This is a genomic window from uncultured Alistipes sp., assembly GCF_902388705.1.
GTDB lineage: Bacteria > Bacteroidota > Bacteroidia > Bacteroidales > Rikenellaceae > Alistipes.
The window spans coordinates 1-13,182 of the sequence record NZ_CABMQJ010000051.1; the positions used below are offsets into that span (position 1 = coordinate 1).

At 60.2% G+C, this 13,182-nt stretch carries 16 protein-coding genes and 1 pseudogene; 2 read left to right on the forward strand and 15 right to left on the reverse strand.

Annotation, left to right across the window (positions count from 1 at the left end):
• The coding region (locus QZT71_RS10160; RefSeq protein ID WP_295915714.1) for an AIR synthase-related protein at nucleotides 1-334 on the forward strand (334 nt) is incomplete at its 5' end.
• 50 nt (nucleotides 335-384) lie between these two features.
• On the opposite strand, the gene QZT71_RS10165 is transcribed toward QZT71_RS10160, so the two are convergent.
• The 11 genes from QZT71_RS10165 to QZT71_RS10215 form a co-directional block, all read right to left on the reverse strand.
• Nucleotides 385-660: a septum formation initiator family protein gene (locus QZT71_RS10165; RefSeq protein ID WP_295915716.1), complete on the reverse strand. Its 276-nt coding sequence runs from the start codon at nucleotides 658-660 to the stop codon at nucleotides 385-387.
• A complete protein-coding gene (locus QZT71_RS10170) occupies nucleotides 660-1,295 on the reverse strand; it encodes a 7-carboxy-7-deazaguanine synthase QueE (RefSeq protein WP_295915718.1) in 636 nt (211 codons plus the stop codon). Before QZT71_RS10170 ends, QZT71_RS10165 begins: the two co-directional genes overlap by 1 nt.
• Nucleotides 1,295-1,837, reverse strand: coding sequence for a hypoxanthine phosphoribosyltransferase (gene hpt / locus QZT71_RS10175; protein WP_295915719.1), 543 nt, complete (start codon nucleotides 1,835-1,837; stop codon nucleotides 1,295-1,297). The genes QZT71_RS10170 and hpt overlap by 1 nt, the downstream gene beginning before the upstream one ends.
• A gap of 290 nt (nucleotides 1,838-2,127) precedes the next feature.
• Nucleotides 2,128-2,706: an electron transport complex subunit RsxA gene (gene rsxA / locus QZT71_RS10180; RefSeq protein ID WP_295915720.1), complete on the reverse strand. Its 579-nt coding sequence runs from the start codon at nucleotides 2,704-2,706 to the stop codon at nucleotides 2,128-2,130.
• A 2-nt stretch (nucleotides 2,707-2,708) separates the two neighbouring features.
• On the reverse strand, nucleotides 2,709-3,293 hold the full coding sequence (locus tag QZT71_RS10185; protein WP_295915721.1) for an RnfABCDGE type electron transport complex subunit E: 585 nt from the start codon (nucleotides 3,291-3,293) through the stop codon (nucleotides 2,709-2,711).
• Nucleotides 3,286-3,948 (reverse strand): RnfABCDGE type electron transport complex subunit G, encoded by a 663-nt coding sequence (locus QZT71_RS10190; protein WP_295915722.1) that lies wholly within the window; start codon nucleotides 3,946-3,948, stop codon nucleotides 3,286-3,288. Before QZT71_RS10190 ends, QZT71_RS10185 begins: the two co-directional genes overlap by 8 nt.
• A gap of 12 nt (nucleotides 3,949-3,960) precedes the next feature.
• Nucleotides 3,961-4,926, reverse strand: coding sequence for an RnfABCDGE type electron transport complex subunit D (locus QZT71_RS10195; protein ID WP_295915724.1), 966 nt, complete (start codon nucleotides 4,924-4,926; stop codon nucleotides 3,961-3,963).
• A 21-nt stretch (nucleotides 4,927-4,947) separates the two neighbouring features.
• Nucleotides 4,948-6,291 (reverse strand): electron transport complex subunit RsxC, encoded by a 1,344-nt coding sequence (gene rsxC / locus QZT71_RS10200; RefSeq protein WP_295915725.1) that lies wholly within the window; start codon nucleotides 6,289-6,291, stop codon nucleotides 4,948-4,950.
• Nucleotides 6,292-6,319: 28 nt separating this feature from the next.
• Nucleotides 6,320-7,363, reverse strand: coding sequence for a Fe-S cluster domain-containing protein (locus tag QZT71_RS10205; RefSeq protein WP_295915727.1), 1,044 nt, complete (start codon nucleotides 7,361-7,363; stop codon nucleotides 6,320-6,322).
• Nucleotides 7,363-7,779, reverse strand: a complete 417-nt coding sequence (locus tag QZT71_RS10210) for a SoxR reducing system RseC family protein (protein ID WP_295915728.1) — start codon at nucleotides 7,777-7,779, stop codon at nucleotides 7,363-7,365. The genes QZT71_RS10205 and QZT71_RS10210 overlap by 1 nt, the downstream gene beginning before the upstream one ends.
• A gap of 3 nt (nucleotides 7,780-7,782) precedes the next feature.
• Nucleotides 7,783-9,360 carry an NAD+ synthase gene (locus tag QZT71_RS10215; RefSeq protein WP_295915729.1) on the reverse strand — a complete coding sequence of 526 codons (1,578 nt, stop codon included), beginning with the start codon at nucleotides 9,358-9,360 and terminating at the stop codon, nucleotides 7,783-7,785.
• Nucleotides 9,361-9,784: 424 nt separating this feature from the next.
• On the opposite strand from QZT71_RS10215, the gene QZT71_RS10220 reads away from it, so the two are divergent.
• On the forward strand, nucleotides 9,785-10,234 hold the full coding sequence (locus QZT71_RS10220) for a cupin domain-containing protein (protein WP_295915731.1): 450 nt from the start codon (nucleotides 9,785-9,787) through the stop codon (nucleotides 10,232-10,234).
• Between the two features lie 274 nt (nucleotides 10,235-10,508).
• On the opposite strand, the gene QZT71_RS10225 is transcribed toward QZT71_RS10220, so the two are convergent.
• The 4 genes and pseudogenes from QZT71_RS10225 to QZT71_RS10240 all read right to left on the reverse strand — a co-directional run.
• Nucleotides 10,509-11,270: a C4-type zinc ribbon domain-containing protein gene (locus tag QZT71_RS10225; RefSeq protein ID WP_295915734.1), complete on the reverse strand. Its 762-nt coding sequence runs from the start codon at nucleotides 11,268-11,270 to the stop codon at nucleotides 10,509-10,511.
• 21 nt (nucleotides 11,271-11,291) lie between these two features.
• Nucleotides 11,292-12,077: a Nif3-like dinuclear metal center hexameric protein gene (locus tag QZT71_RS10230; protein ID WP_295915737.1), complete on the reverse strand. Its 786-nt coding sequence runs from the start codon at nucleotides 12,075-12,077 to the stop codon at nucleotides 11,292-11,294.
• Nucleotides 12,078-12,141: 64 nt separating this feature from the next.
• Complete coding sequence (locus QZT71_RS10235) at nucleotides 12,142-12,708, reverse strand: MerR family transcriptional regulator (RefSeq protein WP_295915739.1); 567 nt, start codon at nucleotides 12,706-12,708, stop codon at nucleotides 12,142-12,144.
• 2 nt (nucleotides 12,709-12,710) lie between these two features.
• Nucleotides 12,711-13,182, reverse strand: a pseudogene (locus QZT71_RS10240) (rRNA cytosine-C5-methylase); the annotation flags it as partial.

Sequence of the window (13,182 nt, forward strand, 5' to 3'; positions counted from 1 at the left end):
GCCCGAGGTGCACGCCATGATGGACATTTCGGACGGGCTGGCCTCGGACATCCGCCATATCATGGAACGCTCGGGCGCAGGCGCCGAAATCGACACCGACCGGATTCCGGCCGCTGCGGGAGCCGACACCCAAACCGCCGCCTGCGGGGGCGAAGACTACAAACTCCTGCTCACCGCCGACGCGGCCGCCGCCGGACAGCTCGCCGCCGATTTCCGCACCCGCTTCGGCACGCCGCTTTACCCCGTCGGCCGCATCACGAAGACGGGGGAGCTGGTATGGCTCGAAAACGGCGCGCCCCGGACGCTGGACTGGCACGGATACACGCACTATTGAAACAAAAACGGCGGCCTTCGGGCCGCCGTCGTCTTTCCGGGCAGATTCGGTTACTCCCTGATGATGTATACATGCTCGTCACGCCGCTGCATGTGGTACTTCTCGCGGGCGTATTGCTCGAGGTAATCGTCGTACTGCAACTGTTCGAGCAACGTGCTGTCCTGCCCGATTTTGGCCTGGTAATGGGCCTTCTCGCGGTTCAGGGCGTTGATCTGCCGTTTTATCTTCACCGCATGCAGGGAGTTCCGTCCCACCACGAACAGCGTGACAACGACGATGATAGCCGTGGCGGCGATCCAGAACTTTCTGCCTACGTCGAAACTCATCAGGGTATGTGCATGTATTTATGGGTCTGAATCGAGATGTTCCACTTCGGATGCGCCTTGGCATATTCGACAATCGCGGGCATCATCCGCTCCGCAACGCTCCACTCGGGCTGCAGGTAGAGGATACACCCGTCGCCGACGCGCGCGGCGTTCTGCTCGGCCCAGTCGAAATCGGCCGCGCTTTCGACAATCACCTTCAGCTCGTGCGCCCGTGCATAGGCTTCATCCAGCGGAGGCTGCTGGCGCTTGGGCGACAGGCACACCCAGTCGAAACGGCCGCTGAAGGGATGCGTACCCGAGGTTTCGAGGAATATCTGCAAACCCCGCTCGTGCAGCGTTTCGGTCAGCACGCCCAGCGGGTAGAGCAGCGGCTCGCCGCCCGTGATGACGATTGCCTGCGCCGGACACGCCGTGGCACGGCCGATCACCGTCTGCACGTCCGTGGGCGGATAGAGTTTGGGATTCCACGTATATTTGGCGTCGCACCAGCGGCACCCTACGTCGCACCCGCCCAGGCGGATGAAATAGGCGGGTTTCCCGGCATGGAATCCCTCGCCCTGGATGGTATAGAAATCCTCGACGAGGGGCAGCAGGCGCCCTCCGTCCAAAAGGTCGTTATCCGTTATGAACGCCATTATTCGGTGACTACGTAAATATCCTTCAAGCTGCGGCCCAGCTGATCGTAATCGAGGCCGTACCCTACGATAAACTCATTGCCGATCTCCATCGCGCGGTATTTGATCGGCAGTTTCTTGCGGTAGGAACCGGGTTTGAAAAAGAGCGTGCAGACCTCGATGCTCGCGGGTTTGTGCGTCTTCAGCTCGCACATCATGTATTCGATGCTCTCCCCCGTATCGACGATATCCTCGACGATAATCACGTGGCGGCCCTCGATGCTGTTGTTCAACCCGATAAGGCTCTTGACACAGCCCGACGAGCAGGTTCCGTCATACGAAGCCAGTTTCACGAACGAAAGCTCGTTGTTGAATTCGATTTTCTTAATCAAATCGCTCATGAACATGAACGAACCGTTCAGGACTCCTACGAACAGCGGCGTTTCCTTGTCGCGATAATCCTCGTTGATACGCCGGGCCACGGCCTCGACGGCCTGGTCGATTTTCGCGGCGGGGATCATGATCCTGAAATTTTTGTCGTGAAGTTTGATGACATCCTTCATTTCGATTCGGGTTTTATGATTATTGGGACAAAAATAACTATTTTGCCCGCAAGAAACGAACGTTCCGGACAAAAATATTGTAAAATGACAAAACTTTGCCGACAGGTCGGCATCCCCCGGAAAAGAAATACGGAACAATTTGCCGACACCATAAAACACAACCGCCGCACCTTGCTCCGGCCCTGTAACATGGGGTACACAATCTGCGAAAGGTCCGCCGGCGGCGACAGGGCGAAAAATGAAAAGGAGGTTGCCGTCAGGACAACCTCCTCCGTTTCGGAATACAGCGGTTACACCAGCCCCGAGAATCCCATGAACGCCATGGCCAGGATGCCGGCCGTGATGAGCGCGATGGGCACGCCCCGGAAAGCCCCGGGCACGTCCTCGAAATCGAGGCGCTCGCGGATTCCCGCGAAGAGCACCAGCGCCAGGGCGAAGCCGAGGGCCGTGGCCACCGAATAGGTGACGCTCTGCAGGAGGTCGAACTCTTTCTGTATCATCAGAATCGCCACGCCCAGCACGGCGCAGTTGGTCGTAATCAGGGGCAGGAAGATACCCAGTGCCTGGTAGAGCGACGGCGAGAGTTTCTTGAGCATGATTTCCACCATCTGCACCAGCGCCGCGATGACGAGGATAAAGACGATGGTCTGCATGTAGACGATGTCCAGCGGCACCAGCACATAGGTCTGAATCAGCCAGGCCACGACGGCGGCGATAGCCATGACGAACGTTACGGCGGCGCCCATACCCATCGAGGTTTCGACTTTCGACGACACACCCAGGAACGGGCAGATGCCGAGGAACTGCGCCAGCACGACGTTGTTGACGAAGATGGCGCCGATGATGATTGCGAAATATGAAAGCTCCATAACTATTTCTTGGCTAATTTGTTAAACAACACCATAAGGTATCCGAGCACGAGGAAGGCACCCGGTGCGAGGACGAAGATGAGCGGCATGTAGTCGGCCGTTCCGAGGCTGATGCCGAAGATGGCGCCGCTGCCCAGTATCTCGCGCACGGCGCCCACGGCAGTCAGGGCCAGCGTAAAGCCCAGTCCGATGCCGACACCGTCGAGAATCGAGTCCAGCGGCGAGTTTTTCGAGGCGAAGGCCTCCGCACGGCCGAGGATGATGCAGTTCACCACAATCAGCGGAATGAAGACGCCCAGCGACTCGTACAGCGCAGGCACGTACGCCTGCATCAGCATCTGGATGACGGTCACGAACGAGGCGATTACGACGATGAACGCCGGAATGCGCACCTTGTCCGGAATGATGTTCTTGATAAGCGAAATCACGAGGTTCGACATAATCAGCACGGCCATCGTCGCCAGTCCCATGCCCATGCCGTTTTCGGCCGAGGTCGTCGTTCCCAGCGTGGGGCACATGCCCAGTACCAGCACGAACGTCGGGTTGTTCCTGACGATACCGCTCAATATAATGTTCAGCTTATTCATGCTCCCCTCCTTTCTGCCCTGCGGGCTCTTCGGTTTGCCCGGCCGCGGAAGTCGCCCCGGACGATACGTCGGTCGGGCTCACGCCCGTGGCAACGCTCTTGTAGGCCATCCATGCACGGTTGATGGCATCGACGTAAGCGCGCGACGAAATGGTCGCCGCCGTCAGCGCATCGACGTCGCCGCCGTCCTTGGTAACGGCCAGCTTGCCGTCGACGAGTTTTTTATCTTCGAGTTTCTGCCCCTGGATGCTGTTCAGCAGCACGTTCTCCTTATCGGCCATCTTGGTTCCGAGGCCCGGGGTTTCCGTCTGCTTGAGCACGTTGACATTGATAACCTCCCCGGCGGGCGAGAATCCGACCATCATGTTGATGGCGCCGCCGAAGCCTTTCTTGGTCATCGATTCCACGGCATAGCCGGCAATCGCGCCGCCCTTGGTGGCGGTATAGACCGTAACCGGCATCTCGTCGATGGTCAGCACCTCGGACGAGGTTTCGTCGAAAGCCGGCAGCACGCCGTTCAGGGCCGCGACTTTGGCAGCCTGCTCGGCCTTGGCAATCGGCTCCGCCGTAATCATGTTCACGGCGCCGACCCCGGCCGAAGCCACGAGCGTGATGCCGAAGAGGACGGCCGTCATATTCAAAAGTGTACTTTTCATACTGCGCCACTCCTATTTTACGCCGAAGCGTTTGGGTTTGACATATTTGTTGATCAGGGGCACCACGGCGTTCATTATGAGAATCGCGAACGACATGCCCTCGGGATATGCGCCCCACAGGCGGATACACATCGTAATGGCACCGATGCCGATGCCGAAAATCACGCCTCCCTTGACGGTCATCGGCGAGGTCGAGTAATCCGTCGCCATGAAAATCGCACCCAGCAGGGCGCCGCCGGCCAGCACGTGGAACAGCGGAAGCTGCCACAGCGCGGCGCCGTCCGCACCCGAAGCAAGCGCCACGACGAATGCGAACAGGGCCATCGTACCGAGAATCGTCACGGGCACCTGCCACGTGATAACCCGGCGCCACAGCAGGTAGACGAAGCCCGCGAGCAGCGCCAGTGCGGCCACCTCGCCCAGCGAACCGGGCATGTTGCCCAGCAGCAGCTCCTGCACGCCCAGCACGTCGGCCGCAGCGCCGTGTTTCACGGCAGCCAGCGGCGTAGCGCCCGACAGGGCGTCGAACGAGCCGTTGACGGGCATCGGGAACGAAGTCATCTGCACGGGATAGGCAATCAGCAGGAACACGCGGCCCACCAGTGCGGGGTTGAACGGATTTTTGCCCAGTCCGCCGAACGTCATCTTGGCGACGGCGATGGCGACGAATGCGCCGATAACGACAATCCACCACGGAATCGAGGCGGGAAGGTTGAAAGCCAGCAGTACGCCGGTCACCACCGCCGACCAGTTGCCGATGGTCGAAGCGCCGCGGACGAGGAATTTCTGAATAAGGTATTCGAACAGTACGCAGCACGCCACTGCCAGCGCCGTGACACGCAGCACGTCCAGTCCGAACACCACGGTCGACACGACCAGCGCGGGCATCAGCGCAATCACGACGTCGCGCATGATGCAGGCCGTCGACTGCGAAGTCTGGACGTGCGGTGCGGGTGCAACAACAAGTTTGTTTGCCATAATATCTTCCTGTTTTTTCATTTACTTTTTCGGGGCTGCAGCGCGTGCGCGGATAATGCCCATTACGGTCTGTTTTCCGAGGCGCACCCAGTCCAGCAGCGGCAGGTACGACGGACACGAAGCCTGGCAGCAGCCGCACTCGATGCACGAGGTTATCATCTGCTCTTCGAGCGCCTCCCAGCCTTTCTTCTGCGTCATCTTCGAGAGGTAATAGGGTTCGAGCCCCATCGGGCAGGCAGCCACGCACTTGGCGCACTTGATACACTGCGACGCCTCGCGGCGCTGCGCGTCGCGGCCGCTCATGACGGTGATGCCCGAGCAGCCTTTCGTCACGGGCGAGGAGAGGTTGACCATCGCACGGCCCATCATCGGGCCGCCGTTGATTACCTTGCCCGCATCGGCGGGAAGTCCCCCGGCCGCCTCTATCAGCGCCGAAACCGGCGTACCCATGCGGGTGAGCAGGTTTTTCGGCTCCTTGACGCCCTTACCCGTGATGGTCACCACACGCTCGATGAGCGGCTTGTTCTTCTGCACGGCCTGGTAGACGGCATAGGTCGTCGAGGCGTTGCAGACCACGGCACCCACGTCAATCGGGAGTGCGGGCGGAGGCGGCACCTCACGCCCCGTAACGGCGGCGATAAGCTGTTTTTCACCGCCCTGCGGATATTTCACCTGGAGGGGCACCACTTCGATCCCCGCATATCCTTTGGCCAGTCCGCGCAGGTGCGCGATGGCGTCGGGCTTGTTGTTCTCGATGCCGATATAGGCCTTGTCCACGGCAATCGCCTTCATCAGAATCGTCACGCCGACGAGCAGTTCCTCGCCGTGCTCGAGCATCGTACGGTGGTCGGACGTAAGGTAAGGTTCGCACTCCACACCGTTGATAATGAGCGCTTCGGCTTTCTTTCCGGGAGGAACCGAAAGTTTGACATGCGTGGGGAACGTCGCACCGCCCATGCCGACGATGCCGGCGTCCTTGATTTTCGCGATAATCTCCTGTGCGGAGAGCGCGCACTCCCTGACGAGCGCCTCCGAGCGGTCGATGCCTTCGGCCCACTCGTCGCCCTCGCGTTTAATCGTAATCATCATCTGGCGCAGGCCCTGGCCGTTGGGCACCATGTCCACGGCCGTCACCGTACCCGAAACGGGTGCGTGGATGTTGGCCGACATAAAGCTGCCCGCTTCGGCGATAAGCTGTCCCGTCACCACCTTGTCGCCCTTGGCGACCTTGGCCACGGCGGGAGCGCCGATGTGCTGTGCGAGCGGAATCGTCACCACGTCGGGCAGCGGAAGCGCCTCGATCGGCTTTGCGCCGCTCAATTTATTTTCCGACGGATGGACTCCGCCTTTCGGAAATGTCTTCATAGCTTGTGTTTCTCTGATTTGACGATACTTATTCGGCTTTCGGAGCTTCGGCAGCCGGAGTCTGCGGAGCTGCAGCCGGAGCTTCCTGGGCAGCCGGCACTGCGGGTTTCTCCGCGGCAGGCGCCGTTCCGGCAGTTGCCGTAGCCGGGGATTTTCCGGTTTCGGGCGCTTTCGAAGCCCCGGCAGGAGCCTCCTTGTCAGCCGCAGGAGCCTTCGGGGCGGCAGGCGCCGCAGGGGCCTTCGGGGCCTTGGGCAGCGGATCCATGCCTACCAGCCGGATAGCGCCCGTAGGACACTCGTTCACACACTTACGGCAGAGTTTGCACTTCTGCGGGTCGATATAGGCGAGGTTGTTCTCGACGGTAATGGCGCCGAACGGACATACTTTCTGGCACTTGCCGCAGCCGATACACCCGGCCTTGCAGGCTTTCATCACCACGGCGCCCTTGTCTTTCGACACGCACGACACGTAGACCGCACGGTTTTTGGGCCATTTCTTGCGCAGTTCGATAATCAGTTTGGGACACGCTTTCACACAGGCGCCGCAGGCCGTACACTTGTCGGGGTCGACCTCGGGAAGCCCCGTCGCGGGGTTGATGCGGATAGCGTCGAACGCACAGGCGGCAACGCAGTCGCCGTATCCCAGGCAACCGAACGAGCAGCCCGTTTCGCCCACATAGAGCGACGAGGCCACGGCGCACGAACGGGCACCGTTGTAATCGTTGGTGCGGGGGCGCTTGTCGCAGGTGCCGCCGCAGCGTACGGTCGCCACCTGCGGCTCCTTTTCCGGTGCCGACTTGCCCAGATACGCCGCAACCGCTTTCATGCAGTCGCCGCCGCCCACGGGGCAGAAGAGCGCCGAAATGTCGTCCTGCTTCACGAGTGCATCGGCCATGCCGCGGCATCCGGCGAAGCCGCAGCCGCCGCAGTTGGCGCCCGGCAGCATCTTCTCCACCTCGTCGATCCGGGGATCCTCCTCGACCCTGAATTTCCGGGCCACGAAGTAGAGAATCACGGCGGAAAGCACTCCCAGCGCGCAAAGCGTCAGGATTGTGTAAAGTAATACTTCCATCAGTTTTTAGTTATTGAGAAATGAATTGTGTGTTCGATTTTATGCCGGAACAGCCATAACGCGCAGTAATAGACGCCCACGCCCGCAAGCGCGGCCAGCGCGCTGCGGCCCTCGCTCCAGCCCGCCACCATAATCGCGACGACGAGCACCGCCAGCAGCACGGCCAGCGCGCCGACATAGGCCAATATAACGGCGACAGCGCCCGCACTGCGACGGACGCCGACCGTAACCCGCTCTCCGGGCACATACTTCTCCCCCGCCGTCCTGACGACGACGATTTTATCCTGCGCCTCCGCCAGGCCGCATGCTTCGCGGGCCTTACAGGTGCCGCAGGCGCTGCGGGAGGTGATCTTCACATAGACCGTATCACGCTCCGCACGCTCTACCACGCCGCTATGTTCGATTCGGGAGGACACCGCCTAATCGCCGTATTTATTGGTGAGCGGCATGAGCCGTTCGTGCCCGAACGAGCACATCGACAGGCGCAGCACGGGAGGGAACTGGTAGCGTTTCTTCTCGTTGCGCATAATCATGGCATGGATTTTCTCCACGACTTCGGAATCGAAGCCCGCGTTGACAATCTCCTCGCGGTGCTGTCCCTCCTCGATCATGCGGAACAGGATGGCGTCCACCACCTCGTAGGGCGGCAGGATGTCGCTGTCTTTCTGTCCCGGATGCAACTCCGACGACGGCTCCTTGTCGAGGATGTTCTCGGGAATGGGGTTGCCGAACGTGCGGTTGATATAGCGCGCCACGTCGTACATTTCGCTCTTGTAGAGGTCGCCCGTGGGGCTGAAAGCGCCCGCCGTATCGCCGTAGAGCGTACAAAGGCCCAGGGCGTTTTCACTCTTGTTCGAGGAGTTGAGCAGGATGTAGTCCGCCTTGTTCTGCACGGCCATCAGCAGCACCGTGCGGATGCGGGTCTGGATATTCTCCTCGGTGGCGTCGAACTCCCGGCCGCCGATGACGGGCTTGAGGGTGTTCACCACGCTGGTGTAGATTTCGGTAATGGGAATGACGTTGTATTCGATGCCGAGGTTTTCGGCCAGTTTTTTCGCATCCTCGACCGAATGGTCCGAAGAGAACTGCGAGGGCATGAGCAGCGCCCGGACGTTTTCGCGTCCCAGCGCATCGGCCGCGAGGCACGCCACCACGGCCGAGTCGATGCCGCCCGAGAGGCCGATGCAGGCCTTTTTATAACCGTTCTTACAGAAGAAGTCGCGCAGGCCGCAACAGGCCGCCTGGTAGATCATCCGCGTGCGGTCGTTGTTCGAGGGAATCGCGACGGGCCCGTTCGCAGCCTTGGTGTCGAAAATCCGGAAATCCTCCTCGAACTGCTTCATCATCAGCACCAACTCGCCCCGGTTGTTGAAAGCCCCCGAAGTGCCGTCGTAAACGATGTCCGTCGAACCGCCCACCTGATTGACCAGCACGAGGTTCTTGGCCTCGACGAACGACAGGTTGCGCATCATTTCGTAGCGGTAGGTCATCGTCCCCTTGCCGTATTTGCGGGCGTTAATCGAGATGATGGTTTCGACCGACTGGTCGAAATCGCGCTCGCGGCTCAAGTCGTCGCCCACGATGATGACGCACTTGTGGCCCTTGATGGTGGCGTATTCATACCCTTTCGAGGGAACGAGGAAGCCCATTTCGCGGCGGGCGGTGATGTGTTTCTTTCCCACGTAGCGCAGCACCTTGCGGTCCTGTATCAGCGCCGCGGCGCTGATGGTGCCCTCGCGCGTCAGAATCGGCAGCCCCACAATGGCCGCAATGCCGTCGCAGCACGATGCGATTTCGACCAGCGCATCCTCACACAGTTCGAGGAACGTGGTCTTGCGCAGCAGATCGAAAGCCGGGGTTCCGCTCACGGCCTGTTCGGCAAAGATAACCAGGTCGGCATGCTGCGCTTTCGCTTTGTTGATGGAATCGATGATTTTCGAGGCGTTGCCGTCGATATCTCCGATCGTGTAATTCAACTGGGCAATAGCTATTTTCATCTACAAGTAGTTTTAGTCGGGAAATACAACTTCGCAAAGTTAAGGATTATTTATAAAAGTCGGAAGGATTTTGATGTTAATAAATTAACATTCCCCAATTTACAAAAATATTTAAAAACCAGCCCCCGTTTCGCGCCCGCACCGGGAGATTCCGTCCGGACAGCAGCCTCGATTCGCAAAATTTCCGCCGCATTGTCCCGACCGTACGGCAGCCGATGCCGGCACGCCCCTCCCGCGGGCACGGCGTGCCGCCCGCTGCCGAAAAAAGTTTTATTTTTTTTGGCTCCGTTGTCCCTGAAAGTCAGCATTAGTTACCTCGGTGTCAGCAACATACCTGAACGTACCGTCTTGCACGCCTCGAATCCGCTCCTTACCTTTGCCCTCAACAAACACGACCCGATTTAACGACAAAACAACTGTAAAAATGAAAAAGACGGAAAAAGTGGCAGCAGGTGCGAATTTCGCAGCCGTGACTGTCGGCAGGATGGATGAACTGAACCGGTATGCGCTGGCCCCGGCCCCGGGCGTCGAGATTCCGGGCAAAGTATTCGTAGGAGGCGATTTACAGGCGACTGGCGCCGAAATGTCGTTCCAACGCTTCGAGTCCGGCGGCAGTGTCGGGTTCCTGCACACGCACAAAACACACGAAGAGCTCTACGTCATCGTCCGGGGCGAAGGGGAATTCCAGGTCGACGGAACGGTTTTCCCCGTCGGCGAAGGCAGCGTCATAAGGGTGTCGCCCGCCGGCCGCCGCTCGCTGCGCAACACCGGCACGGGCCCCATGACCATGATTTGCGTGCAGTACAAGGCCGGGTCGTTCGATTCGTCGGACGCTGCCGACGGAGTAATCCTCGGCGACGAAGTAAGCTGGTAAGCCCGCAGCGGCCCGCAACCGCATCTGCCTCCGACAGCACCGCCGCTCGCCGATGCCATACGAAGGCTGTATAAGACTGCACGAAGCTGCATGCGATGTGCGGGACTGCAAGGAGACCGCACGAGGCAGTACAACGCGAGGTGCGGGACTGCACGAGAAGACTGTACGGAGCGGTACAAAACTGTCGGGCAAATCCGCATTCACGAAATCACCCCGCGACAAAAATTGTCGCGGGGTGATTTCGATATTTATCGGACAGCCCTTTTACCCGGGCCTATTCCAGCGCTTCGTCGGGATCGGCCACGAGGATACGTCCGCAGTACTCGCAGATAATCACCTTCTTGCCCTGGCGGATTTCCACCTGGCGCTGCGGGGGAATGCGGTTGAAGCAGCCTCCGCAGGCGTCGCGCTTGACGGTCACCACGGCCAGCCCGTTGCGGACATTCTGGCGGATGCGGCCGTAAGCAGACAGCAGGCGCTCGTCGATTTTCGCCTTGGCGCGGTCGGCCTGCACTTCGAACTCGGCGACCTGGGGCGCGGTTTCGGCCTCGATGCCCGCCAGTTCGGCTTTCTTGGCGGCAAGGTCGGCGGCACGGCCTTCGGCTACGGCCTCGGCCTCCTCCAACTGGAGTTTCTTGGCCTTGACGCCGGCGGCGTACTCCTTGAGGCGCTTCTCGGCCAACTCGATTTCCAGCTCCTGGTACTCGATTTCCTTGGTGATGGCGTCGAACTCACGGTTGTTGCGCACGTTGTTCTGCTGCTCCTTGTAGTTCCCGATAAGGATTTTCGCCTGGTCGACCTCGCGCTTGCGCTGCTTGGTGAGCGTATTCAGCTCCTCGATCTCGGCATTGATGTTGTCGATACGGGTTTTCAGGCCGGTCATCTCGTCCTCGAGATCCTGCACCTCGAGAGGCAGTTCACCTTTCACCTTGTTGATTTCATCGATTTTGCTGTCGATCTTCTGCAGCTCGTAGAGCGCCAGGATCTTTTCCTGCATCGAATAATCAACCTCGGCAGTCTTTTTCTGTGTTGCCATATAGTATGTTATAGTTTAGACTTAAACCAAATAGTTCACCGGATTGCGAGAGTCCTCACTCTTGCGAACCGCAAAGGTAAGCAAATTTTTCGATAAAATATCAAATAAAATCTGAATTGCGCAATATTCGCTCTCAAAATGGCCTATATCTGCTACTGTGAGGGCTTTATCGGGTGTCATGAAGTCGTTGTACTTCATGTCGGCCGTAACGTAGATGTCGGCCCCGGCACGGCGCGCGTCGCCGATGAGCGAAGCCCCGGCCCCGGTGCAGACCGCCACGCGTCGCACCTCGGGCGAAGCGATGTCGCTGTGACGCACCACGCGCACGCCGAGCGTGCGCTGGATGTGGCGCATGAACTCCACCGTGGGGACCGCCCCGGGCAGCTCGCCCACGACCCCGAAACCGATTTTTTCGTCGGCAGGCGCCGGCTGGAGCACGCGCAGGTTCGCGACGCCCAGCATTTCGGCCAGCCGCCAGCTCATCCCCTCCGGCGCGCTGTCGAGGTTGGTATGGCAGGCGTAGAGCGCAATGCCGCTGCGGATGGCCCGCTCGACACAGCGCTGCACCTGGTCGGCGGAGTTGAAGCGCTTGAGCGCATGGAACACGATCGGATGGTGCGTGATGAGCATGTCGCACCCTTCGCGTTCGGCCTCGGCCATCACCTCGTCGGTGACGTCCACGGCCAGCAGCGCCTTGTGCACCTCGTCCTCCGGGCGTCCTACGATCAGCCCGGCATTGTCGTACGACTCCTGCCACGAGAGCGGTGCAAAGCGCTCGATAACGTCGGTTATTTCGCGGATAAGCATAAGCTGGATTCCTGAATATTAATTACACCGTTGACATTTCCGCATGTCTGCCCTCCTCCGGAGGCTAAAACAGCGACTGTTCGTAAAAGGCGAACAACTCCTTGTGCTCGACCTCCTCCTTTTTGCGGCGGGGCTTGCGGGGCCGTTTCGCCACAGGCTTCCCGGGCTGGTCGGCCTCCGCCTCCGCCTCTTCCGGCCCGATTTTCACCACGGGTTTCGATTTGCGGCGGGGAGCCTGCGCCCCGCCGGCCGTCGCCGTCGCAGTGTCGGCGTCCGCATCGGCCAATATCTCGCCCTCGCCCGCCTTGAGGTCCTCGCGCACCTCGACCAGCAGCGCGCGGATACGCTGCAGCCGCTCCATCAGCTCGGCGTCGCGCTGCACGCCCCCTTCGGAGGCACGCTGCTGTCTGAGGGCCTTCTTGGCCCCCTCGAGGGTCATGCCCCGCTCCTTGACGAGGTGGTAAATCAGCTTCAGGTTTTCGACATCCTGCGGCGAGAAGAGGCGGTTGCCTTTCTTGTTACGCTTGGGGCGGATAACGCTGAACTGCGACTCCCAATGCCGGATCAGCGACGCGTTGACGTCGAACATCTCGGCGACCTCGCCCATCGAATAAAAAAGTTTCTCGGCCATATCTATCGTTTAATAATTCGCAATGAATTGGGGTACATGTTGTTCACCCGGTTGCCTATCCTTTTCGCAAACCCGAGCGCCTGTCCGCGGGCACACACGAGGTTCATCCCTTCGGCAAACGCCTCTGCGGGCACCTCCTGCTTGCGCAGGTAACGCAGCGCCTCGTCGCCGCCGAGTTCCGCCACGGGCACCGCCTCCCGCTCCAGCCCGCAGAAGAAAGCCAGCGCCGGATCGGGCCGCAGGCGTCCCTTGAAAACCTGTCCCATCGCCACACCCGCGTAAATCACGGGCAGCGCCTCGGCAAGCGTCTTCACGGCCTCGGCCTGTGCGGCATAATAACCGTAGCACGTATCGCCCACCGCCGCGAAGCACATCCGTCCGGGACTGCGCACCCAGCGGCGCAATTCGGCCGCCGAGGCTTTGTCCACCGCTGCAAAGACCGTGCGCCGCGCCCTGGGCGTCCGGCTGCGGCCC